This window comes from Hyphomicrobium sp., assembly GCF_035687085.1.
Classification (GTDB): Bacteria; Pseudomonadota; Alphaproteobacteria; order Rhizobiales; family Hyphomicrobiaceae; genus Hyphomicrobium_B.
Genome location: NZ_DASRYS010000013.1, coordinates 18,510 through 40,117, shown reverse-complemented (window position 1 = coordinate 40,117; position 21,608 = coordinate 18,510). Strand labels below are relative to the sequence as shown.

Annotated in this window: 22 protein-coding genes and 1 tRNA gene; 15 read left to right on the top strand and 8 right to left on the bottom strand. The window is 61.8% G+C overall.

Features of this window, described 5'->3' with window-relative positions; translation table 11 throughout:
• Nucleotides 1-145 precede the first annotated feature (145 nt).
• Nucleotides 146-1,270, top strand: a complete 1,125-nt coding sequence (locus tag VFG26_RS10870; protein ID WP_325025149.1) for an HlyD family secretion protein — start codon at nucleotides 146-148, stop codon at nucleotides 1,268-1,270.
• Nucleotides 1,270-2,820 (top strand): DHA2 family efflux MFS transporter permease subunit, encoded by a 1,551-nt coding sequence (locus VFG26_RS10865; RefSeq protein WP_325025147.1) that lies wholly within the window; start codon nucleotides 1,270-1,272, stop codon nucleotides 2,818-2,820. Before VFG26_RS10870 ends, VFG26_RS10865 begins: the two co-directional genes overlap by 1 nt.
• 15 nt (nucleotides 2,821-2,835) lie before the next feature.
• On the opposite strand, the gene VFG26_RS10860 is transcribed toward VFG26_RS10865, so the two are convergent.
• A complete protein-coding gene (locus VFG26_RS10860) occupies nucleotides 2,836-3,228 on the bottom strand; it encodes a GFA family protein (RefSeq protein WP_325025145.1) in 393 nt (130 codons plus the stop codon).
• A 630-nt stretch (nucleotides 3,229-3,858) separates the two neighbouring features.
• Between VFG26_RS10860 and VFG26_RS10855 the strand changes: the two genes are divergently transcribed.
• Nucleotides 3,859-4,428 carry a dihydrofolate reductase family protein gene (locus VFG26_RS10855; protein ID WP_325025144.1) on the top strand — a complete coding sequence of 190 codons (570 nt, stop codon included), beginning with the start codon at nucleotides 3,859-3,861 and terminating at the stop codon, nucleotides 4,426-4,428.
• Here the strand turns inward: VFG26_RS10855 and VFG26_RS10850 are convergent.
• Complete coding sequence (locus tag VFG26_RS10850; protein WP_325025141.1) at nucleotides 4,416-4,784, bottom strand: YkgJ family cysteine cluster protein; 369 nt, start codon at nucleotides 4,782-4,784, stop codon at nucleotides 4,416-4,418. The two genes, VFG26_RS10855 and VFG26_RS10850, sit on opposite strands and share 13 nt — an antisense overlap.
• 466 nt (nucleotides 4,785-5,250) lie before the next feature.
• Here VFG26_RS10850 and VFG26_RS10845 point away from each other — a divergent pair, with 466 nt between their 5' ends.
• On the top strand, nucleotides 5,251-5,775 hold the full coding sequence (locus VFG26_RS10845) for a single-stranded DNA-binding protein (protein ID WP_325025139.1): 525 nt from the start codon (nucleotides 5,251-5,253) through the stop codon (nucleotides 5,773-5,775).
• Nucleotides 5,776-6,036: 261 nt separating this feature from the next.
• On the opposite strand, the gene VFG26_RS10840 is transcribed toward VFG26_RS10845, so the two are convergent.
• Nucleotides 6,037-7,020, bottom strand: a complete 984-nt coding sequence (locus VFG26_RS10840) for a cation diffusion facilitator family transporter (RefSeq protein ID WP_325025137.1) — start codon at nucleotides 7,018-7,020, stop codon at nucleotides 6,037-6,039.
• Nucleotides 7,021-7,118: 98 nt separating this feature from the next.
• On the bottom strand, nucleotides 7,119-9,872 hold the full coding sequence (gyrA, locus tag VFG26_RS10835) for a DNA gyrase subunit A (RefSeq protein WP_325025134.1): 2,754 nt from the start codon (nucleotides 9,870-9,872) through the stop codon (nucleotides 7,119-7,121).
• Nucleotides 9,873-10,275: 403 nt separating this feature from the next.
• On the opposite strand from gyrA, the gene VFG26_RS10830 reads away from it, so the two are divergent.
• From VFG26_RS10830 to tgt, 8 genes are all read left to right on the top strand, one after another.
• Nucleotides 10,276-10,647 (top strand): c-type cytochrome, encoded by a 372-nt coding sequence (locus tag VFG26_RS10830; RefSeq protein ID WP_325025132.1) that lies wholly within the window; start codon nucleotides 10,276-10,278, stop codon nucleotides 10,645-10,647.
• A gap of 117 nt (nucleotides 10,648-10,764) precedes the next feature.
• Nucleotides 10,765-11,268, top strand: a complete 504-nt coding sequence (coaD, locus tag VFG26_RS10825) for a pantetheine-phosphate adenylyltransferase (protein ID WP_414653295.1) — start codon at nucleotides 10,765-10,767, stop codon at nucleotides 11,266-11,268.
• Nucleotides 11,269-11,278: 10 nt separating this feature from the next.
• On the top strand, nucleotides 11,279-11,680 hold the full coding sequence (locus tag VFG26_RS10820; protein ID WP_325025128.1) for an MGMT family protein: 402 nt from the start codon (nucleotides 11,279-11,281) through the stop codon (nucleotides 11,678-11,680).
• 165 nt (nucleotides 11,681-11,845) lie between these two features.
• Nucleotides 11,846-12,385, top strand: a complete 540-nt coding sequence (locus VFG26_RS10815) for a peptidylprolyl isomerase (RefSeq protein WP_325025126.1) — start codon at nucleotides 11,846-11,848, stop codon at nucleotides 12,383-12,385.
• A 63-nt stretch (nucleotides 12,386-12,448) separates the two neighbouring features.
• Nucleotides 12,449-12,925 carry a peptidylprolyl isomerase gene (locus VFG26_RS10810; RefSeq protein ID WP_325025124.1) on the top strand — a complete coding sequence of 159 codons (477 nt, stop codon included), beginning with the start codon at nucleotides 12,449-12,451 and terminating at the stop codon, nucleotides 12,923-12,925.
• Between the two features lie 8 nt (nucleotides 12,926-12,933).
• On the top strand, nucleotides 12,934-13,332 hold the full coding sequence (locus tag VFG26_RS10805; protein WP_325025122.1) for a DUF423 domain-containing protein: 399 nt from the start codon (nucleotides 12,934-12,936) through the stop codon (nucleotides 13,330-13,332).
• Between the two features lie 16 nt (nucleotides 13,333-13,348).
• Nucleotides 13,349-14,449 carry a tRNA preQ1(34) S-adenosylmethionine ribosyltransferase-isomerase QueA gene (gene queA / locus VFG26_RS10800; RefSeq protein ID WP_325025120.1) on the top strand — a complete coding sequence of 367 codons (1,101 nt, stop codon included), beginning with the start codon at nucleotides 13,349-13,351 and terminating at the stop codon, nucleotides 14,447-14,449.
• Between the two features lie 77 nt (nucleotides 14,450-14,526).
• Entirely contained in the window at nucleotides 14,527-15,717 is a 1,191-nt protein-coding gene (tgt, locus tag VFG26_RS10795; RefSeq protein WP_325025118.1) for a tRNA guanosine(34) transglycosylase Tgt, read from the top strand.
• Here tgt and VFG26_RS10790 read toward each other — a convergent pair.
• Nucleotides 15,686-16,588: a DMT family transporter gene (locus VFG26_RS10790; protein WP_325025116.1), complete on the bottom strand. Its 903-nt coding sequence runs from the start codon at nucleotides 16,586-16,588 to the stop codon at nucleotides 15,686-15,688. The two genes, tgt and VFG26_RS10790, sit on opposite strands and share 32 nt — an antisense overlap.
• A 132-nt stretch (nucleotides 16,589-16,720) precedes the next feature.
• Nucleotides 16,721-16,915, bottom strand: coding sequence for a hypothetical protein (locus VFG26_RS10785; RefSeq protein ID WP_325025114.1), 195 nt, complete (start codon nucleotides 16,913-16,915; stop codon nucleotides 16,721-16,723).
• A gap of 321 nt (nucleotides 16,916-17,236) precedes the next feature.
• On the opposite strand from VFG26_RS10785, the gene VFG26_RS10780 reads away from it, so the two are divergent.
• Nucleotides 17,237-17,311, top strand: a tRNA-Lys gene (locus tag VFG26_RS10780).
• Nucleotides 17,312-17,752: 441 nt separating this feature from the next.
• On the opposite strand, the gene VFG26_RS10775 is transcribed toward VFG26_RS10780, so the two are convergent.
• The gene (locus VFG26_RS10775) at nucleotides 17,753-18,241 is read right to left on the bottom strand and encodes a phosphate-starvation-inducible PsiE family protein (RefSeq protein WP_325025113.1); all 489 of its coding nucleotides are present in this window, start codon (nucleotides 18,239-18,241) and stop codon (nucleotides 17,753-17,755) included.
• Nucleotides 18,242-18,501: 260 nt separating this feature from the next.
• On the opposite strand from VFG26_RS10775, the gene VFG26_RS10770 reads away from it, so the two are divergent.
• Both VFG26_RS10770 and VFG26_RS10765 read left to right on the top strand, forming a co-directional pair.
• The gene (locus tag VFG26_RS10770) at nucleotides 18,502-18,834 is read left to right on the top strand and encodes a DUF5335 family protein (protein WP_325025110.1); all 333 of its coding nucleotides are present in this window, start codon (nucleotides 18,502-18,504) and stop codon (nucleotides 18,832-18,834) included.
• 32 nt (nucleotides 18,835-18,866) lie between these two features.
• Entirely contained in the window at nucleotides 18,867-20,516 is a 1,650-nt protein-coding gene (locus VFG26_RS10765) for an FAD-dependent oxidoreductase (RefSeq protein WP_325025109.1), read from the top strand.
• Between the two features lie 194 nt (nucleotides 20,517-20,710).
• Here VFG26_RS10765 and VFG26_RS10760 read toward each other — a convergent pair whose 3' ends face one another.
• Complete coding sequence (locus VFG26_RS10760) at nucleotides 20,711-21,520, bottom strand: SPFH domain-containing protein (protein WP_325025108.1); 810 nt, start codon at nucleotides 21,518-21,520, stop codon at nucleotides 20,711-20,713.
• Nucleotides 21,521-21,608 lie beyond the last annotated feature (88 nt).

The following is a 21,608-nucleotide window of genomic DNA, read 5'->3' as shown; positions in this document are numbered from 1 at the left end:
CCGCTCGAATGGGGGCAAAGCCTCCTTCCGGCATGCCGATATGAACCCGCCGATCGGACACGAAACGTCTCTCGATCGCCGGGCCGATGCCTTTTCCGGACAATGCTCCTTAGCGGTGTGGCGCCCTGGAGGGATGAATTCTTGAATGGCTGACGTAGACACGAAGACTCCAAAGGCGGCGCAGAAGGCGACCCCGGTCGCGGCCGACGACAGGCCGAAGCATCCGGTGCTGCGGCGTGCGCTGCTGCTCCTCGGACCCATCGTGGCGATCGCTGTCGGAATTTGGCTGTACTTGGGCGGCGGGACGTATGTGAGCGAAGACGACTCTTACGTGCATTCCGCGAACGTTGCGATCAACCCGCAGATTTCCGGGCAGGTAACGCGCGTGGCGGTGCAGCCGAACGAGGTGGTGAAGAAGGGGCAACTGCTGTTCGAGATCGATCCGCAGCCCTTCCAAATCACGCTCGATGAGGCCAAGGCGAATTTGGCGAGCGTCAGCGAGAAGCTGCGCGGCCTCGTTGCCACCTATAAGCAGGACCAAGCCGATATTGCGCAGGCGAATGCGAATGTCACTTACGCGAAGCAGGAGTTCGATCGCGTCAACACGCTCGTGCGCGATGGCGTGGACGATCCAGCGCAGCTCGACAAGGCCCGGCAACAGTTGCGCGATGCGCAGGCCTCCGTGCGTGCGGCGGAGTCCGTTGCAGCATCGGTATTGGCACAATTGGGCGGAAGTCTCGACGTCCCGATAGAACAGCATGCGACGTACCTGGCGGCGAAGGCGAAAGTCGCGCTTGCGGAACGCAACTTACGCTTGACGCGCATCCTTGCGCCATTTGCCGGCACTGCGGCGCGGGTCGAGAACATTCAACCCGGCAGCTATCTGACCGTCGGGCAGAATGCCTTCACCTTGATCGGCCTGGACACGTGGATCATCGCCAACATCAAGGAAACGGATCTGACCCATATCAAGGAGGGCGACCGGGCGACTGTCGTTCTGGATTCCTATCCCGATCAGACGCTGGAAGCGAAGGTGCAGAGCATCACGCCGGCGAGCGGATCGGTCTTTGCGTTGATCCCGGCGGAGAATGCGTCCGGAAACTGGGTCAAGGTCGTGCAGCGCATGCCGGTGCGGGTGATCGTCACCAAGCTTGATCCGAATGTCGTGATGCGTGATGGTGCGAGCGCAACGGTGACGGTCGATACGGGCTATCACCGGACGCTTCAGACGTTGTGGCGCGACATCAAGCGGACGGTGGGAATGACCTGATGGCCATCGCCGCCGGCAACGCCGATGCTGCTGCCACACCCATGGCCGGCTCGTCGCGCGCCATCGTCACCATTTGCGTGATGACCGCGGCGCTGATGGAGGCGCTCGACTCGACGATCGCCAACGTTGCGCTTCCCTACATGCGGGGCAGCCTGGCGACGACGAGCTATCAGATCGAATGGGTGCTGACGTCCTACATTGTCGCCGCTGCGATCATGACGCCGGCGACGGGATGGCTCGATGCGCGTTTCGGCCGGCGGCCGGTTTTTCTCGTCTGCGTCTTCGGCTTCCTCACCTTTTCGATGCTGTGCGGAACGGCGACGAACATTACGCAAATCGTTCTCTACCGGCTGATGCAAGGCATGTTCGGAGCGCCGCTCGTGCCGCTGTCGCAAGCCATTCTGCTCGACATCTATCCGCGCTCGCAACGCGGGCAGGCCATGGCGATTTTCGGTGTCGGCGTCATGCTCGGCCCTATTCTGGGGCCGCTGCTCGGGGGATATCTGACGCAATATTACGACTGGCGCTGGGTGTTCTACGTCAACGTGCCGTTTGGAATTTTCGCGTTCGTGCTCGGCTGGTTCTTCGTTTCGGAGGCCGACGAGGTCGCGTCCGAAAAGCTCGACTGGTTCGGGTTCGGCGTTCTTGCCATGGCAATCGGGGCGTTGCAGCTCTTCCTTGATCGCGGGCAGCAGCTCAATTGGTTCCAGTCGACCGAAATCAAGATCGAGTTCGCGCTGTTTCTCTTGGGCGTCTATCTCTTCATCGTGCATACGCTGACGGCGCGGCGCCCCTTCCTCGATAGCCGCCTGTTCGCCGACCGCAATTTCGTCGTCGGCCAAATTCTGATTTTCCTCGTGGGCGCGATCCTTTTCGCCACGCTCTCGTTGATGTCGCCGTATCTTGAGAACCTGATGAACTATCCGGTTTTCACCGCGGGCCTTGTGCTGGCGCCGCGGGGCCTCGGCACGATGGTCGCGATGTGGATGGTGGGGCAGTTGATCTCGCGCGTCGACGTCAAATGGCTGCTGCTCAGCGGCTTGGCGCTGACTGCCTATTCGCTCTACGAGATGAGCAAGTTCACGCAGGATATTTCGCAGTTCACGATCATCTGGACCGGCGTCGTGCAGGGGTTTGGCCTCGGGTTCGTTTTCGTGCCGCTCAGTACGGTGACCTTCGTGACGCTGCCGTCATCGCTCACGGCGCAGGCGACCGGCTGCTTTAATCTGATGCGCAATGTCGGCTCGAGCGTCGGCATTTCGGTGACGACGTTCCTGCTGACGCGCAACAGCGACATCATGCATTCCGCGCTGGCGAACCACATCTCGCCTTACAGCCGGGCGGTGCAGAGCCTGGATCCGGCGACGATCGATATCGCGACGGAGAAAGGCAAGGCGATCGTCAACGAGATGGTGACGGCGCAAGCGCAGAACATCGCATACGAAGATAATTACCGGCTGATGATGTATCTGACGCTGCTGACGATGCCGCTCGTGTTCCTGCTCCGCAATACGAAGCCGATTAAGCCCGGCGCGCCGCGTCCGGGTTGACGGGACCGGTGCGGCTTACCATTCGGCTTTTTGCGGCAGGCCATCCGTGATGTCGTAGTAGTCGGATTTGGACGTGACGTGGATGTGTTCGGCGATTTTCACGCCGACTGGTTGGTCGATCGTTCCCGCAGTGATGTAGATCTCCGGGCTGCGCCCGTCTTTCCAGAAGAGATTGCTGCCGCAGCGCGAGCAGAACCCGCGGTTGACGGTATCGGAGGATTGAAACCAGCGCAGCGTTTCGTCTGACAGCATCGTGACGTTGCTTGTGGCCGTGCTGGCCATGGCCGCGAAGTTGCCGCTCGTTTTGGCGCACTGCGAACAGTGGCATGCCACGATGGGATTGAGGGCGCCCGCGATTTCGAAGCGGACGCCTTGGCACAGGCAGCCGCCTGTCTTTTGAACCGTCATCACGATCTCTTTCGGTGCTGATTGCCGTCAAGCGCGGGTGGACGGCTCATAATAGATGAAACGCGAAGCGCCGATAATGTGATCGACTTCGTTGCCGTGACGGGTTGACGAGGGAGGTTTTGAGGCACACATTTCGATACGTGACGGTGCCGCTCTCGCTGACCGTTTCCGGTAAATGCGTCTCGCGCCGATGGGCCGATGAGCTGCGGATATGGAAAGTGAGCCGCATTCGTTCATAGCGCGTAATGGCCGTGAGCGGACGTGGAATGCGGCAGGTGTTACGGAGCAACCGAGCAGAGGAGAGTAGATGACTCCACCGGGTTATCACCCAGACCTCGGGACTTGTTCGCGAGGTCAGCAGCTTCATTGAGTGCTCTCGAGAACTTGGCCGCGCTCAATCAGCTGTCCAAACCACAACTTGAGATTTTTAGAGAGGGTGGCGGCCTAGCTGGCGCCACAGCCTCAATCAAGGTCCGGTTATAATCTGGGCCAACCATCCAAGGTCAGAACCCCGCGCGTGATCCGAGGATCCGGCGGGGTTCTTCATTTATGGCGCATGGCGACTCGCGCTCGCTTCTACGCTCCGCCGCTCCAGGCTATTCTGAAAGGAACTGGGGGAGAATTTGCAGCATGGCGAAGCTCGTCTTCGGGATGAATCAGTCCTTGGACGGATACGTTGACCACACGGCGTTTGCGACTGGGCCAACGCTTTTCCGTCATTTCATCGAGCAGGCGCGCGAGCAGGTGGGGAGCGTGTACGGACGCCGCTTGTACGAGATCATGCGCTATTGGGACGAGGATCATCCCGAGTGGGATGCGGCGCGGCGGGAGTTCGCCGCTGCGTGGCGGAATCAGACGAAGTGGGTCGTGTCGCGCTCTTTGGACTCGGCCGGACCCAACGCAAAACTCGTCGGCGATGATCTGGAGGCGGCGATACGCGGGCTCAAGGCTGAGCTCGCTGGGGAGATCCAAGTCGGCGGACCAGACTTGGCACGAAGCCTAACCGACCTGGGTTTGATCGATGAGTACCGCCTCTACCTGCACCCCGTCGTGCTCGGCCGCGGCAAGCCATTCTTCGCCGGTCCGCGGCCACGGCTCCGGCTCGTGGCCACGGATGTGATGGGCGAGGACGTCGTCAGGTTGACATACGTGCCTGCGTGCCCGCGCGCCGGCGTGGGCCGAGGCGATCAATCCTTGTGATTGGTGATGGCGGCGAACGACATGTCGTTCTGACAGCGGCGCTCGTGCATCAGGAAATCATAGTAGCCGCAGCGTCCTGGGCCGGGGTAATCGCGGCAGGCTGCGGGGCGCGCCTTATAGACCGTGCAGCAGCGCTTCTTCGTGTCGAAGAACTGGCAGATGCGGCCGTAGATCTTATCGCCCTTGCGGCGCATCAGATATTTGTGGCCGTGGCCTTCGCGCGTGAATTTCTGCTTCGCCGTCTCATATTTCAGCGTGAAATGCTTGGCTAAGCGTTCGACGTCGCGCTTGTTGAGCGCGATGACGGGATACGAACAGCAGTATCCCGGGCAGTTGAGGCATTTGTAGTGAGCCATCGGTGGCCATGTTGCTCCGGACCGGCGCGCGTTGCGCTATCACCTACAACGGCTAGACGATGCTGCTCGTCAGTCAAGAAGACAATCGAGGCTCTGCAACAGTAATCCCGGGAGCCGTGAACGGTGATGTTTTGCGGACCCACCTTTCGGGTGCTGTCAGGCTGCGTTTGGTACTGCCACTTGCGGGATCGGCCCCACGCGCGTATATAGAACAATTAGAGAACGACTAGCCCCTCGGGCGTTCGAAGTCCGCGCGGTCAAGGCTGTGTGGACAACGCTAAATCCCGATGGCGAAGCCGGGCGGCGAAGGCTTTAAGATCGCTTCGAGAGATTCCCGCCGTTTGAAGCGGCGGGTGGATGCAACTCAATGGGTGCCTGCGTGTAGAAACTCCGCCGGCACCGCGGGCGGGCCGACGGCGCATTCGCGTTCCGGCGGCAGCGCGGCTTTCAGTTAAGGAGATGATGAATGGCAGGGTCGGTCAATAAGGTCATCCTGGTCGGCAATGTCGGCAAGGACCCTGAAATCCGCCGCACGCAGGACGGACGTCCGATCGCCAACTTGAGCATCGCGACAAGCGACACGTGGCGTGACAAGCAAACCGGCGAGCGCAAGGAAAAGACCGAGTGGCACCGCGTCGTCGTTTTCAGCGAGCCGCTCTGCAAGATCATCGAGCAGTACATCAAGAAGGGCGCGAAGCTCTACATCGAAGGCGCGCTGCAGACGCGCAAATGGACCGATCAGAGCGGCGCTGAGAAGTATTCAACGGAAGTCGTCATTCAGGGCTACAACGGCACGCTGACGATGCTCGATGGTGCAGGCGGCGGACGCGGCCAGTCTGCCGGTATGCAGGAGAGCGGCGCTGACTACGGCGCATCGGACGGCGGCTTCGGCTCTTCTTCTGGTTACGGTGGCGAACAGCGCCGCGTGGCCAAGACCGGCGGTCCGAAGGGCGGCTTCGACAAGGCCATCGACGACGAGATTCCTTTCTGAGTTTGCGCTCGGCGACTCCCCTACGGGGAGCCGGCCGCCGAGCGCGGACCTAGTTCAGCCGGGCGCCAAGTGCGGAAGTGGATCCGCGAGCGGCTGTCATGCTCGGATGTTTCAAAAGGGTCGTCACGCAGGTTTGTTTTGAACTGCCTGCTGTGCGGGTCTTTAATTAGCCGTCTTCCATTCGCCATCGCGCACGGCGCGACGGGTGAAGGTCTCGGTTAGAGGGACGGTCGTTGGCGGTTTCGCTGAGCGTTCTGCGTATCAGTGGGCGGTGCTGCCAACGGCTTGAACAGGAAACGCGCTCCGGATCGCCGCGAACGTCTCTTTCGACTGCACCTCGATGAAAAGGTGGTTGATCTGCGCGTAACGCGCTTTGATCGCCGACTGCAGGCGGGCCGTGACTTCTTCGACGGTGCGGGCGCTGACCCAATCATCGAAATCAACGCTCGCCGTCACCAGGATGTCCTGGGGGCCGAGGTGCATCGTGCGAATGTCGTTGATGTGGCGAATGGATTTTCCGGCGCCCATCTCGCCTTCGATGATCGAGCGTATCCCGGCTTGAATGGTGCGCGAGGCCGACTCGCCGATGATGAGCGAGCGGATCTCGCTCGCCATGAAGATGGCGACGTAGGCCAGGACGCAGCCGATGAGGATCGAGGCTATGCCGTCGGCCCATTCGTAGCCGCCGAGATGTGCGGCCATCGTTCCCAGAAACGCAATCGACAGGCCGACCATGGCCGCTAGATCTTCGAGCACGATGGCGAAGAGCGCGGGGGCCTTCGAGGCGCGCAGCGCTGCAACGAAGCCGAGGCCGGATGCCCGGCGCCGGCCGTTGAATTCGGCGATGGCCTTCAGCAGCGAATAGCCTTCGAGCACCATCGCGACGATCAGAACGGCGTACAGCACGGCCACGTTCTCGAGCGGATGCGGGTGCAGCACCTTATCGATGCCTTCGTAAACCGCGACGCCGGCGCCGAGCGAAAAGAGCACCATCGCGACGATGAAGCTCCAGAAGTAGATTTCCCTGCTGTGTCCGAAGGGGTGCTGGGCGTCGGCGGGGATCTTCCCGCGCTTGATGCCGAGAAGCAGCAGCAGCTGGTTCGACGTGTCGACGAGAGAGTGGATGGCTTCGGAGAGCATCGCGGAGGATTGCGTCCAGGCCGCGGCCACGAATTTCGCGACCGCGATGCCGAGGTTGCACACAAAGGCAACGAAAATGACGCTCTTCGATCCGCCCGTATCCACTCGTCCTGTCCTCGCCTTCGCGGCTTCTTAAACGACGCCGCGAAGGTTTTGTTGCCAAGCGATGTGCGTTGGCACTCGAGGGCGCGAGTGGCCGCCACCTATTCGGTGACGACTTCGCCTGCTTCTTCTTCCTCGGGGATGCGCTCGACGGAGACGACCTTCTCGTCGGCGTCCGTCTTGAAGATGCGCACGCCCTGCGTGTTGCGTCCGGCGATGCGGACGTCGTGGACCGGGCAACGGATCAGCTGGCCGCCGTCAGTGACGAGCATGATCTGATCGTTGGCGCCGATCGGGAACGAGGCGCGCAGGCGGCCGTTGCGGTCGTTGGCGACCATGGCGACGATGCCCTTGCCGCCGCGTCCGGAGGTCCGGAACTCGTAGGACGAGGAGCGCTTGCCGAAGCCCTTGATCGAGACCGTCAGCACGAACTGCTCGGCCGCTTGCATTTGCGCGAAGCGATCGGGGCTGATCGTTACGGCATCGGCGTTCACGCCCTCGGCGTCGGCTTCGGCCTCCGCCGCCGTGCCGGCTTCGGCATCGTCGGCTTCTTCCGAACGGCGCAGCGCGCTGGCCTGCTTCAAGTAGGCGACGCGTTCTTCGGCGGTGGCGTCGAAGTGATTGAGGATTGCCATCGAGATCACTTCGTCATCGTCGGCGAGGCGGATGCCGCGAACGCCCGTCGAGTCGCGTCCCTTGAAGAGGCGGATTTCGTCACCGATGAGGAAGCGGATGCACTGGCCTTCCGCGGTCGTCAGCAGCACGTCCTGGCTCGGCGTGGCGATGGCGACCTGGACGATGCGATCGCCTTCGTCGAGCTTCATCGCGATCTTGCCGTTGCGGTTGATGTTCTCGAAGTCTGCGAGTGCGTTGCGGCGCACGTTGCCCGAGCGCGTGGCGAAGATCAGCTCGAGATCACCCCACGAGGAGGAATCCTCCGGCAGCGGGAGAATCGAGGTGATGACTTCGCCTTCGGCCAGCGGCAGCAGGTTGACGAGTGCTTTGCCCGTCGACTGCGGCGTGGCGGCCGGCAAGCGCCAGACCTTCATGCGGTAGCACATGCCGCGCGATGAGAAGAACAGCACTGGCGTGTGCGTGGACGCCACGAAGAGCTGCGTGACGAAATCCTCGTCGCGCGTCGACATGCCGGAGCGGCCCTTGCCGCCGCGGCGCTGGGCGCGATAGGTCGCGAGCGGAACGCGCTTGATGTAGCCCTTGTGGCTCACCGTCACGACGCAGTCTTCGCGCTGGATTAGGTCTTCGTCATCGACGTCGCCGTCGAAATCCATGATCTCGGTCCGGCGCGGCGTTGCGAACTCATCGCGGATCGAGGTCAGCTCGCCCTTGACGATGTCGACGACGCGGGCGCGGGAGGCCAGAATTTCCAGGTACTCGCGGATCTCGACGGCTATCTTGTTCAATTCGTCGGCGATCTCGTCGCGGCCGAGAGCGGTGAGGCGGGCGAGGCGCAATTCGAGGATGGCTTTCGCCTGCTCTTCGGAGAGGCGGTACGTGCCCTCAGGTCCCACGGTATGACGCGGGTCGGCGATGAGCAGGATGAGCGAGGTCATGTCGCGTGCCGGCCAATCGCGCGACATCAGCTGCTCTTTCGCTTCAGCGGGCGATGCCGAGTAGCGGATGAGGCGGATGACTTCGTCGATGTTGGCGACGGCGATGGCGAGGCCGACGAGGACGTGGGCGCGATCGCGCGCCTTGTTGAGCAGGTGCTTGATGCGCCGCGTCACGACTTCCTGGCGGAAGTGGGTGAAGGCGACGATGAAGTCCTTCAGATTGAGGCTTTCCGGGCGGCCGCCGTTGATCGCGAGCATGTTGGCGCCGAACGTCGTCTGCAGGTCGGAGTATTTATAGAGGTTGTTCAGCACGACATCGGCGACGGCATCGCGCTTCAGCTCGATGACGATGCGGATGCCTTCGCGGTTCGATTCATCCCAAAGATCGGAAATGCCTTCGATGCGCTTTTCGCGGACGAGATCGGCGATTTTCTCGATCAGCGTGCGCTTGTTGACCTGGTAGGGGATTTCCGTGACGACGAGGGCTTCGCGATCCTTGCGGATGTTCTCGACGGTCACGCGGGCGCGCATGATGATCGAGCCGCGGCCCTTGTGATAGGCGGAGAGAATGCCGCCGCGGCCGAGGATGATGCCGGCTGTCGGGAAGTCCGGTCCCTGGATGATCTGCGCCAGCTCGTCGATCGTGATCTCGGGATTTTCGAGTTCGGCGATGCAGGCGTCGATGACTTCGCCGAGGTTATGCGGCGGGATGTTCGTCGCCATGCCGACGGCGATGCCGCCCGCGCCGTTGACGAGGAGGTTGGGGAATTTCGCGGGAAGGACAGAGGGCTCCTTCAGCTGGCCGTCGTAGTTGTCCTTGAAGTCGATCGTATCGTTGTCGAGGTCGTCGAGAAGGTAGGTCGCGACCTTGGCGAGACGGGATTCGGTGTAGCGTTCGGCTGCGGGCGGATCGCCGTCGATCGAGCCGAAGTTGCCCTGGCCATCGACGAGGGGCACGCGCACGGAGAAATCCTGCGCGAGGCGGACAAGCGCGTCGTAAATCGCGAGGTTGCCGTGCGGATGGTATTTACCCATCACTTCGCCGACGATGCGCGCCGACTTCACGTATTTCTTGTTCCAGTCGAGACCGAGCTCGTTCATCGCGAAGAGGATGCGCCGGTGCACAGGCTTCAGGCCGTCGCGCACGTCGGGCAGCGCGCGGCTGATGATGACGCTCATCGCGTAGTCGAGATAGGAGCGCTTCATCTCGTCCGAAATCGAGACTGGACGGATGTCGCTCGGCCCGCGGCCAGCCGGTTGGTCGTCGTCGCTTGTGTCGGTCAAAGTGGGATCTTTCTAGGATGTGACGGGCGGGCGAGATGGCGCCCCAATCCCGTGTCGAAAACGGCAACTGCACTGTAGCAGAAATGAATCGGAAAAGCCACTTGCGCGGCACCGTGCCACGGGATGGAGAGCCTCAGAAAATCCCTTATAAAACAGCGTCTTGCCGGGGTTCTTGCGTGGGCCGATGTGAGCCTGTGGACGCGTTTTCCGTGGCAGTGCCAGGCGGCCTGAGCGGCGGGCCTAAAAAGGCACGCGATTCGCTGGCGCGGGGTGGTCGCGCGCGGGCTTTAAGGCAGCTTGCGGACCGAACTGTCTCTAAGCGGAACAGTAGCGCGGCGATGGGCGTTCGACGCCTAAGCTTATCAAAAGAACTGTCCCGCGAGAGCGCGGGTAGGGAGGTGAAATGCGCCGTCTTGCTATTGGATTGTTGGCATTACCCTTTGCATTTGCGCACGCGGCGTCGGCTGCGGACGAGGCGGGTCAAGAAGCATTCAATAATCACTGCCGGACATGCCATTCGTGGAAGCAGGGCGACAATCGCTTAGGGCCGAGCCTGCATGGCGTCTTCGGCCGGAAGGCGGGTTCAGCCGAGGGCTTCGGCTTTTCGGAAGCGCTGAAAAAATCGGGCGTGACGTGGGACGAGGGCTCGCTGGACAAGTTCATCGCCAACCCGGACGGTCTCATTCCCAACAACAACATGAAGCCGTTCACCGGCGTGGCCGATGCGGGAACGCGCAAGCAGATCATCGATTTTTTGAAGACGGCGAAGGACTAAGCCGCCGGCGCATCGCGGCGCGTTATTCATTCTAACCGATTGCCGCCGCGGGATACCCCTGGGCAAGCATCACAGCCGACGCTATCAAGTTGGCTGTGATTTGCGAGGGCGGCTCCCATAATGCGCATCGGCTTTTATTCCGGCTCTTTCGATCCCGTGACGCTCGGGCATACGGACGTGATCCGCCGCGCGGCGGGGCTGCTCGACAAGCTCGTCATCGGCATCGGCGTCAATCCCGGCAAAGCGCCGATGTTCGATGAAGCCGAACGCATCGCCATGCTGGAGGAAGAAGTTCTCCCCATTGTGAAGGCGAGCGGGACCGAGATTTCCGTGGTGAAATTCGCAGGTCTCGCGATCGATGCGGCGCGGGTCAATTCCGCGTCAATCATCATTCGCGGTCTGCGCGACGGCACCGATTTCGATTACGAAATGCAGATGGCGGGAATGAACGGCGAAATGGCGCCGGATATTCAGACGGTTTACGTCGCGGCATCGCCTTCGGTCCGGCATATCGCGGCGAACCTCGTCAGGGCCGTGGCGCAAATGGGTGGCGATCCTTCGCCGTTCGTGTCGAAAGCCGTGCTGAAGCGTCTCAAGGCGAAGGCCGCGAAATCGCGGTAACCCGCGTCTCATGGCGCAGCGATCGAAAGCGGAGCTTTTGGAACTCGTCCGGAAAATTCCGATCGGGCGCGTGACGACGGCTGAGAGCCTTGCGCGCGAAGTGGGCATTCCGGCGCCGCTTGCCGTCACGATGCTCGGCCAGCTCACCGAAGACGAGCGCGATCTCGTGCCGTGGCACCGCGTGGTGCAGAAGGGCGGTGGCATCGGCCGTGGGCCCCATCGCGATCAGCAGTTTGCGCGGCTCGTGCGCGAGGGCGTGATCGTTTCGCCGGCAGGCGTCGTGCAGGATTTGGCGCGGCATATGCTGGTTCAGCTCGATGAGGCATCTCTTAAAAGCGCTGAGCGCGTGGAGCCGCCAGTACCGGAAGGCAAGCCCGGGGGGCGTTCGCGCGGCATGAAGGACCGGCCATAGGATTGGCCGTGGATAGGCCCCCATGTCCGGGCCTCGGGTCCATGCGGTCTTGCGGGGCAGCCGTCAAATCGCCATAAGGGCGGCAACACTGCCCGCCGCAACGGCCCGGCGGCTCGATCGATCGACTTCGACGCCGGAAAAATCCATAAATCCTCGAGGAGCGCCATGGTCAGACTGCTTTCGGTTTTCGTCGCGTCGTTGCTTGCGATTGCGACGTTCGTCAATGTTCCGGCTCAGGCCGCGGGCGACAAGCTCGTGATCGAACTCAAGAACGGTAAGGTCGTCATTCAGCTTCGGCCAGACCTCGCGCCCAAGACGGTCGAGCAGATCAAGACGCTCGCCAATCAGGGCTTCTACAACGGCATCAAGTGGCATCGCGTCATGGACGACTTCATGGCGCAAACGGGCGATCCGACGGGTACGGGCGCGGGCGGCTCGAAGCTTCCGGACATTCCGGCGGAATTCTCCAATGAAGAGTTCAAGCGCGGCACCGTCGCCATGGCCCGAACCGCCGATCCCGATTCGGCCAACAGCCAGTTCTTCATCTGCTTCAACAGCATCGGCTGCGCGAGCCTGAAGGGCAGCTACACGATCTTCGGCCAGGTCGTGGAGGGCATGGAATTCGTAGATCTCATCAAACGCGGCGCACCGGGTTCGGGAACGGTTAACAACCCCGACACGATGCTGAAGGTTTACGTGCAATAGCTTCCGACCCTTCCCATCTTACGAGCGATCGGGGATGGGAAGACATTATGAAAGGATGGTCTGATGGCCGAATATAACGACCCCGAAAACACGCTCATCATGGAGACGAGCAAGGGTAACGTCGTGATCCAGCTGCGCCCCGATCTGGCGCCCCAGCACGTGGAACGCATCAAGACGCTCGCTCGCGAAGGCTTCTACGACGGCATCGTCTTTCATCGCGTTATCGACGGTTTCATGGCGCAGACCGGCTGCCCGCAGGGCCGTGGCACGGGTGGTTCGAAGCTGCCGAACCTGCCCGCAGAGTTCAACGCCGAACCGCATGTGCGCGGCGTCTGCTCGATGGCGCGCTCGGCCAATCCCAACTCGGCGAACAGCCAGTTCTTCATCTGCTTCGATGACGCAACGTTCCTGGACAAGCAGTACACGGTCTGGGGCAAGGTGATCGAAGGCATGGAAAACGTCGACAAGATCAACAGGGGCGAGCCGCCGCAGAACCCGGACAAGATGGTCAAGGTTCGCGTCGCGGCTGACGCGGCCTGATGCGCGACATGAGCAACAACGGACGAGGCGCGCCTTCGGGCGCGCCTTTCCTCGTTCTGGTGTGGGCGGGCCTTGCTGGCGCCGCCGGCGTCGGCCTTGCGGCAGCTGCTGCGCATAAGGTCGATAGTCCCGCGCTCGGCTCGGCTGCCGTGATGCTGACGCTGCACGCGGCGGCGGCTGTTGGAATTATTGCGATCGCGCTGCGCGCCGTTTGGCGCGGGATGTGGAGCGCCGTGGCGCTTCTCATGCTTCTCGGCGCCTCGATCTTTTCCGGCGTGATCGCCTATCGTGCCTTCTTGGACGACGCCTCGTTTCAGGGGATGGCGCCGGTGGGCGGCACCTTGATGATCGTCAGCTGGCTGATTATTGCCTGCCTCGGCATCGCGGAGGCGCTCGCCAAGCGCTGAGCGAGCCGGAACACACATGCGTACTGATCTTTTCGATTTCGTTTTGCCCGACAGCGCGATTGCGCTCTATCCAGCCGAGCCACGCGATTCTGCGCGAATGCTCGTCGTCCATCCTGTGAAGGGAAGCTGCGCGCGCGACGATGCCGATCTTGCGGACAAAACTGTGCGCGATCTGCCGGGGCTGCTTCAGCCGGGCGACGCGCTGGTCTTCAACGATACGAAAGTTATTCCGGCGGCGCTTTCCGGCGTGCGCGTGCGCGGCGAGACGCGGGCAAAAGTCGATTTCAATCTGACGAAGCGTGTTGCTGACAATTCGTGGCGGGCGTTCGCACGTCCGGCAAAGCGTCTGGAACCCGGTGATCGCGTGCAGTTCGGGCACGGCGGCGATACCTGCCTCTTAGGCGCGCTCGATGCGACGGTTGCGGCCAAGGGCGAGGCGGGCGAGGTGACGCTGGCGTTCGATCTTTCGGGCGCGGCGCTCGACGATGCGATCGCGGCCGTCGGGCTGATGCCGCTGCCGCCCTATATCGCGCTGAAGCGCGAAGCGGACGTGCGCGACCGCGAGAACTATCAGACGATTTATGCGCGTAAGGAAGGGGCCGTTGCGGCGCCGACGGCGGGCTTGCACTTCACGCCCGAACTGCTGGCGGCATTGGAAGCGCGCGGGATTTCGCGGCACTTCGTGACGCTGCATGTGGGCGCCGGCACGTTTCTGCCCGTCAAGGCGGACGATACGGACGCGCACGTGATGCATTCGGAGTGGGGCGAGGTCTCGGCGGAGACTGCGGCTGCGCTCAATGCGGTGAAGGCGCGCGGCGGGCGCATCGTGGCGGTTGGTACGACGTCGCTGCGGCTGCTTGAAAGCGCGGCGAAGGATGACGGTACTATCGTGCCGTGGTCGGGCGAGACGGCGATTTTCATCACGCCCGGCTATCGCTTCAAAGCGATCGACATTCTGATGACGAACTTCCATCTGCCGCGCTCGACGCTGTTCATGCTGGTCTCCGCCTTCGCGGGGCTCGGCACGATGCGTGCGGCATACGGGCATGCGATCCGCTGCGGCTATCGCTTTTATTCGTACGGAGACGCTTCGCTTCTATTCCGTGACCCCGGCTGATATAGCTCGGGCCGCCTTTTGCGAGCGCCCGCGCGACATACGCTTCCGCGGAGCAGCCATCATTTTGAATTGAGATCATGACAGTTACGACACCCGATCACGCGACCGAGACTTCCGCGCCGGCATTCGGATATCGCCTTCTGGCGCAAGACGGCAATGCACGCCGCGGCGAGGTCGTGACGCCGCGCGGGATCATCCGCACGCCGGCGTTCATGCCGGTCGGAACGGTGGCAACCGTGAAGGCGCTTTACCCCGAGCAGGTGCGCGATGCGGGTGCCGACATTCTTCTCGGCAATACGTATCACCTGATGCTGCGTCCGGGCGCGGAGCGCGTTGCCAAGCTCGGCGGGCTGCATAAGTTCATGCGCTGGGAGAAGCCGATCCTGACGGACTCGGGCGGCTTCCAGGTGATGAGCCTCGGCAAGATCCGCAAGATCACGGAAGAGGGCGTGACGTTCCAGTCGCACATCGACGGATCGCGGCACATGCTGTCGCCGGAGCGGTCGATCGAGATTCAATGCCTGCTCGGCTCCGACATTCAAATGCAGTTCGACGAATGCATCGAGCTTCCGGCGGAGCGCAAGGAAGTGGAACGGGCGATGCTGTTGTCGCTGCGCTGGGCCGAGCGGTCGAAGCGCGCCTTCGAGATGCAACTTACTTCAGGTGGCGCGGGACCGGGCCAAGCGCTGTTCGCCATCGTGCAGGGCGGCACGGACGTGGAGTTGCGGCGGCGTTCGGCGGAAGCGCTAGTGGCGATGGATTTCCCCGGTTATGCGGTCGGCGGGTTGGCGGTCGGCGAGGGGCATGAGGCGATGATCGCGACGCTCGGTGAGACGTTGCCGCATCTGCCTCAGAACAAGCCGCGCTATCTGATGGGCGTCGGCACGCCGCTCGATCTGATCGAGAGCGTGCGGCTCGGCGTCGACATGTTCGACTGCGTGATGCCGACACGGAACGGCCGCCATGGCTACGCCTTCACGTGGAATGGGCCGCTCAACCTGCGCAACGCGAAACACGCCGACGATCCGGCTCCGCTCGATCCGGAAAGTTCTTGCCCGGCGGCGCGCGAGTACTCCCGCGCGTATGTGCATCACCTGATCCGGTCGGGCGAGTATCTCGGCGCGATGATCCTGTCGTGGGTCAACACGGTGTTCTATCAGGACCTGATGGCCGCGATGCGTTCGGCCATCGAGCAGGGCCGGTTCCACGACTGGGCGGCGGAGACGAAGGCGCGGATTACCGCGGCTCCACAGGCTCAAGAGCCATAAGGCTTTCCTTATGCGCGATGCGTTCGCGATGGATCAGGTAGAGGCCTGAGGCCACGATGATGAGCGCGCCGGCGAGGCTCCAGTGATCCGGCCGATCGCCGAAGACGGCGTAGCTCAGCGTGATCATGCTGATGAGCTCGAAGTAGAGGAACGGCGTCACGGCGGACACGGGCGCGAACTTGTAGGCCTGGATGATCAGGTAGTGGCCGCCGCCGCCGAGGGCGCCGAGCGCCATCAGCAGCGCCCAAGTCCATAGGTTCTCAGGCCAGACCCAGACGGCGAGCGCGAAGGGCGCCGTCGCGATCGCACCAACGACGGTGCCGTAGAAGAGCGTCACGATGGAGCTATCGTGGCTCGCAAGCTGGCGCGTGACGATGATCAGCAGCGAATAGGCGAGCATCGACAGGAACGCGGCGATGAAGGCGGGATGCACGGCCGTCATGCCCGGGCGGACGACGACGAGCACGCCGATGAAGCCTACAAGAATCGCGGACGCGCGGTGCCAGCCGATGTGCTCGCCGAGAAGCGGAACGGCGAGCGCGGCGACGATGAGCGGCGTCAGGAACGTGATCGAGATGGTCTGGTCGAGCCGCAGATACTTCACGGCGATGAAGTTGAAGATGGTCGTTCCCAGCATCAGCGAAGAGCGCGTGAGCTGAAGTTTGAGATTGTTGGTTCTGATAAGCTTCGGCATCGCGGCGGGGCCGAGGACGGCCGCCATGCACAGGATCTGGCTCAGGAAGCGGACCCAGACGATCTCGGATGTCGGAACGCCCGTTTGCATGACGAGGTATTTGGCGGTCGTGTCGAGTGCGGCGAACAGCGTTACCGCCGTGCACATGAGGAGAATGGCCTTCAGCCGATCGGGCATGTTCGAGAAACTTCAAAGGTGATGCGCAGGGACGCGGCCGCATTTGGGATGAGGCGGCGCGGGCCGGGATGTGGAGGTTTAACGCGAGGCGAAAAGTCGAGTGGAGAGGCGGTCGGAGTCTGCGTTTGAGCTCTATCGCTTCAGCAGTTCGTCACGCTCTTTGAGGAGCGCGTCGAGTTGAGCTTGCTGGTTGGCGATGCGGTCGGAGTTCAGTTCTTCGTCTGCGGCGCCGGAGAAACCTGCCGCCTGTTCGACGAGCTCGCGAAGGTTGTCGCGGATGATGGCGATGCGCTGCTCGATTTCGGCGAGGGCTTCTTTGTCAGCCATGGTGGTTCCTGGACGTTCCTGACGGTTCTCGGGACGGTTTGGTGCTGCCGGCCGGAGCGCCGGAAGGCGGGGCGGCTTCAGCGCTGTTATTTCCTGCCATATACCGTGCCGGGCGGGCGCGAGCCACCCACGTTTCTGCAAGGCTGCGACCATCCGCCAGAAGAGCTGGTGGAATGAGGGTTGCGGGTTCGGAATCCCGTTTCTATAAGCTCGCTTCGGCGCGCGACGCGCCGCCTCCGGAATCGGGTGCGGCAAGGCATGGGCCGGGGATAGCCCGAGGCGGAACGGTTTTCGTCCAAGCTATTGATTTGGTGCGTTTTAGGGCCCGTAGCTCAGCGGTAGAGCATCTGACTTTTAATCAGAGGGTCGTTGGTTCGATCCCAACCGGGCTCACCACCAAAATCAAAGCTTGTGATCCAGGGGCGGGCCAGCGCGGCAGCTGATTGGCGCAGTGCCTCGGCGACCCGGCGGTAAGATCAGCACGATCGCCCCGCATGGTGTGCCTGTCGACGCTTTGTGCATTTGGAAGCGTTGAATGGTGGAACGCTTGAAGTGTGCCCCGAAGGTGGGCCGCCGTTTGCGCGACCTAGGAATACCCACCTTCGGCGTCGAGTTTCAGGCCCATTAGGTAAGTAACGACCATCCCCTCGACGTTTGCGATCCCCAAATTTCCCACACCTCAATGTCTCTAAGCGGACCTTACCGTCTGCTGCCGGAGACTGTGGGAACTCAATCGCCGGCGCGGCGATGCCCAGAGCCAGTCAGTCAATGAATGACCATAGGCTGATCCGTTACCGTGAACGGCATGGCTGACGGCCGATGCCGCACGTCGAGCACTCATTCGACCCGCGCCGCATCTGATTCAGTCTTTTGCATTGCCCTGTCCTGCTCGCGCACTGCCCAATAAACGCCCCCCAGAGCCAGTGTCGACGCCGCTAGGGCCAAGAGCAGGACCGCATCAGCGTCTTCGATCTCAATGACAATAAATTTGCGCAAGACGGCGAGTAAGGCGATCAAAACGACCGCGCGAACCTGGATGACGCTGCGGCCACGGTCGAGAACTGCCAGGATCGTGTGGTTGAACTCCAGCGCGATCAGCACAATCATGATCATGCCGAATATGGTCTGGAACACGTCCCGGCGTGAGGGGTCGAGCGAGCCAAGGCGAAGCAACTCGAACACCGTTTGGACCAAGTGGAGCAGAGCGACAGCGATGACGACCGAGACGAGGAAGCCCAGCAGCAAGACCACGACCTGCTCGAAACGCTGATACAGGTTAAGTCCAGCCCAGTTCTCACGGGTTTCGCCGAGGATCCGACCAATCATTTTTAGCCTCGTTTCCGTGACACGCTGTGTCCGCGGGCCGGATGGAGAATGATCCGCCGCTTGCGTAATCATCCGCCCGCTGTTCCACTTCTCAAGTGGTCACATTGAACACGTCTTCACCGCTTTGTGAACCGTATTCCCGGTATCCTATCGCTTCCACCGCCATTCATCTTGTGAGCCAAGGGCGGCGATGAGAGCCTGAGAACACTCGACGGGCCCGCTGTAGGATTGAAGAGAACTAACTTGTGTTGAGCCCAATCATGAAGCAGAAAATCGACGAGTACGAATGGCGCGTAACCTTGGATAATGTATCCAAGAGCTTGAGCGGCCAGCGGGCTGAGGTCGAGATCGCGTCTTTGAGCCTTGGTGATCAAATTGCCGCCGAATGGTTGCCAGTCTTGGGAATCACGTACGATTCAGGGGACGATATTGTCGAAGTCGCGCTGGAAGGAGTCGACCACATAATCTCCCGGCCCCGTGAGCTTCACCTTCAGCTTACAGACGGGCATGTGGCGGCTATCGAAATCATCGACGGCGATGGGATTCAGCACATTGTGAAATTCAAAGAGCCTCTGATGCTCGCGGGTCCCTAACGGAATCGTTCGCAGATGCGGAGGATCAGTTCATGGACGCGCAGAATCTCAACGCCGTCGCGTATCCGAAGCTCACGGAGGCCCAGATGGCGGCCCTCGGGGGTTGCAGCAGCGCGACGCTGAAGCGCTACCGGGATGGAGAACACCTCTTCCAGGCGGGCGACCGCGACTTCGGATTCTTCGTGGTCAAATCGGGCAGGGTCGAGATCCTTGATGAATCGTGCGACGTGCCCAAGACGCTTACGGTTTACGAGCCGGGCAATTTTACAGGCGAGATTGCGCACTTGACCGGCGGCCCCGCGCTCGTCAGCGCCGTCGCGCGCGGCGACACCGAGGTCTATGAAATCAATGCCGATGGCGTGCGCCAGATCATCAATCTCGTCCCCGAGCTTGGCGACACCATCCTTCAAGCCTTCATCGCCCGGCGGCAACTCCTGCGCGAGTCTGACGATTTCACAGGTATCCGCGTGATCGGATCATGCTATTCGAGCGATACCTTCCGCGTGCGCGAGTTCCTGGCCAAGAACCGGCTCCCCTTCACGTGGCTGGATCTTGAGACCAACCCGGGCGTCACGCAGCTCCTTAAGCAGTTTGGAGTGAGCGAAACCGACACGCCCGTTGTGACGTGGGGGCGCAAGCTGAGCTTGCGCAACCCTTCGGATAGGGAGCTCGCCGAGGCACTCGGCATACGCCGCCCGCTCACCCAGACGACATACGATCTGATCGTGGTGGGCGCCGGACCGGCTGGCCTCGCTGCGGCCGTCTATGCGGCCTCGGAAGGCCTGAACATGGTGGTGCTGGAAAGCGCGGGGTCGGGAGGCCAAGCCGGCCGCAGCATGCGCATTGAGAACTACCTCGGGTTCCCCACGGGAATTTCCGGTAGCGAACTCGCCGAACGCGCAGCGGTTCAAGCCACCAAATTTGGCGCACGCATCGCACTCCCGACACCGGTCACTCGCCTGACATTCGACGGCGCGTACCCGACGCTGCACGTCGACGGTGGTGAAACCCTCACCGCCAAATGCATTCTAATTGCCACTGGAGCGGACTATCGCAGGCTTCCCGCCGAAGGCTGCGAACGCTACGAGGGCTGCGGTGTCTACCACGCGGCCACGCTTAACGAGGCACCGTTGTGCCGCAACGCGGAGGCCGTGGTGATTGGCGGCGGCAACTCTGCCGGGCAGGCTGCGGTCTTCCTCTCCACCATCGCCCGCAAGGTCTATCTCATCATTCGCGGGAACAACCTCTATGCCGGCATGTCTGCCTACCTCGCTCGGCGCATCGAGCAGACGCCCAACATCGCGGTGCTCTTAAACACCACGGTCCGCGCGATGCGGGGCGGCGATCACCTGAGTGAAATCGAGATCGTGAACAACGAGACGGGGGCGGCGGAAACGATATCGACTGCAGCGGTTTTCAGCTTCATCGGGGCCGAACCGCGCACCAACTGGCTTCCGGCGGAAATCGAGAAGGACGCCAAGCAATTCGTAAGGACAGGAGAGGCCGTGGCACGCTCTTCCCATTGGGCCGCCAAGCGAGAGCCCTACCTGCTCGAGACTAGCCGGGCCGGAGTGTTCGCAGCTGGAGATGTCCGATCAGACTCGATCAAGCGGGTAGCCTCGGCGGTGGGCGAAGGGGCTATGGCAGTGAAGTATGTGCATGAGTACTTGAAGGGAATGTGATGCGCCGTGGCCAAGCACTTGTCGGGACATTGCCTGGCTGCCGCGCGCATGATCGAGTGCATCGCAATGCGATGCGGCCGGCAGCATTCAACCTAAGTGAACCCGCTTGAACAAACGCTTTGCGGACTTTGTTCTGGCGCGCTGCCTGGGCTTGCGAACGAAAGCGCCCGGGCGTAGCGATCCGCACGCTCCCATCACATCGGCTTCTGTTTGGCGTCGTCGCCGTTGGGGCGGAGGGGCAGCTCGTCCGTCCGCGTCGCCGGTTTATACATCGTCAGCGCCTCCTGTACGGTCGTCAGGAACTGCGCGGGGAAGATGATCGTCGAATTTCGCTCGGTGGAAATTTCAGCCATCGTCTGGAGCGTTCTAAGCTGCAGCGCGACGGGGTGCTGAGCGATGATGTCTGCCGCCTCGCCGAGTTTGACGGACGCCTGAAGTTCGCCTTCTGCGGCGACGATTTTGGCGCGGCGCTCGCGTTCGGCCTCCGCTTCCTTCGCCATTGCGCGCTGCATGTTCTCAGGCAGCACGATGTCCTTGATCTCAACCGCGGTGACTTGCGTGCCCCAGGGCTCGGTGTGGGTGTCGATGACGTTCTTGATCTGCTCGTTGATGTCAGACGTTTGCGCGAGCAGCTGGTCGAGCGAGAAACGGCCGACGACGTTGCGCACGGTCGTCTGGCTGATCTGATTGACGGCGTCGTAGACATTCTCGATCGCCATCACCGATTTTTCCGGATCGCGAATATGGTAATAGGCGACGGCCGCGATATCGATCGAGACGTTGTCCTTGGTAATGATTTTCTGAGATGCAATTTGCATCGTGACCGTGCGCAGCGAAACGCGCACCATCGTTTGAAACGGCGTGAGTAGGAAGATTAGTCCCGGTCCGCGCACGCCCGTGAATTTGCCGAGGGCGAAAATGACCGCGCGTTCGTATTGGCGAATAATTCTTATGCAGACAAAAACGTAAATCAGCAAAACGACGGCGAGGATTGGTCCGAGCATGTTCCCATCTCCTGCAATGCGGAGGCTCGCATCCTAAATACCGATTTTGTTTGCATGCGGATGGGCTTGAATTGTTTGCATCTGCTCC

What these genes read in the sequence shown, in the direction of transcription:
- VFG26_RS10860 (WP_325025145.1), bottom strand. Translation starts at nt 3,228, where the DNA reads ATGACGGTTCAAAAGACAGGCGGCTGCCTGTGCCAAGGCGTCCGCTTC.
- VFG26_RS10830 (WP_325025132.1), top strand. Translation starts at nt 10,276, where the DNA reads ATGCGCCGTCTTGCTATTGGATTGTTGGCATTACCCTTTGCATTTGCG.
- VFG26_RS10790 (WP_325025116.1), bottom strand. Translation starts at nt 16,588, where the DNA reads ATGCCCGATCGGCTGAAGGCCATTCTCCTCATGTGCACGGCGGTAACG.
- VFG26_RS10850 (WP_325025141.1), bottom strand. Translation starts at nt 4,784, where the DNA reads ATGGCTCACTACAAATGCCTCAACTGCCCGGGATACTGCTGTTCGTAT.
- VFG26_RS10765 (WP_325025109.1), top strand. Translation starts at nt 18,867, where the DNA reads ATGGACGCGCAGAATCTCAACGCCGTCGCGTATCCGAAGCTCACGGAG.
- VFG26_RS10855 (WP_325025144.1), top strand. Translation starts at nt 3,859, where the DNA reads ATGGCGAAGCTCGTCTTCGGGATGAATCAGTCCTTGGACGGATACGTT.
- VFG26_RS10775 (WP_325025113.1), bottom strand. Translation starts at nt 18,241, where the DNA reads ATGATTGGTCGGATCCTCGGCGAAACCCGTGAGAACTGGGCTGGACTT.
- VFG26_RS10820 (WP_325025128.1), top strand. Translation starts at nt 11,279, where the DNA reads ATGGCGCAGCGATCGAAAGCGGAGCTTTTGGAACTCGTCCGGAAAATT.
- VFG26_RS10870 (WP_325025149.1), top strand. Translation starts at nt 146, where the DNA reads ATGGCTGACGTAGACACGAAGACTCCAAAGGCGGCGCAGAAGGCGACC.
- VFG26_RS10805 (WP_325025122.1), top strand. Translation starts at nt 12,934, where the DNA reads ATGAGCAACAACGGACGAGGCGCGCCTTCGGGCGCGCCTTTCCTCGTT.
- VFG26_RS10845 (WP_325025139.1), top strand. Translation starts at nt 5,251, where the DNA reads ATGGCAGGGTCGGTCAATAAGGTCATCCTGGTCGGCAATGTCGGCAAG.
- VFG26_RS10865 (WP_325025147.1), top strand. Translation starts at nt 1,270, where the DNA reads ATGGCCATCGCCGCCGGCAACGCCGATGCTGCTGCCACACCCATGGCC.
- VFG26_RS10785 (WP_325025114.1), bottom strand. Translation starts at nt 16,915, where the DNA reads ATGGCTGACAAAGAAGCCCTCGCCGAAATCGAGCAGCGCATCGCCATC.
- VFG26_RS10810 (WP_325025124.1), top strand. Translation starts at nt 12,449, where the DNA reads ATGGCCGAATATAACGACCCCGAAAACACGCTCATCATGGAGACGAGC.
- tgt (WP_325025118.1), top strand. Translation starts at nt 14,527, where the DNA reads ATGACAGTTACGACACCCGATCACGCGACCGAGACTTCCGCGCCGGCA.
- VFG26_RS10815 (WP_325025126.1), top strand. Translation starts at nt 11,846, where the DNA reads ATGGTCAGACTGCTTTCGGTTTTCGTCGCGTCGTTGCTTGCGATTGCG.
- VFG26_RS10770 (WP_325025110.1), top strand. Translation starts at nt 18,502, where the DNA reads ATGAAGCAGAAAATCGACGAGTACGAATGGCGCGTAACCTTGGATAAT.
- queA (WP_325025120.1), top strand. Translation starts at nt 13,349, where the DNA reads ATGCGTACTGATCTTTTCGATTTCGTTTTGCCCGACAGCGCGATTGCG.
- VFG26_RS10760 (WP_325025108.1), bottom strand. Translation starts at nt 21,520, where the DNA reads ATGCTCGGACCAATCCTCGCCGTCGTTTTGCTGATTTACGTTTTTGTC.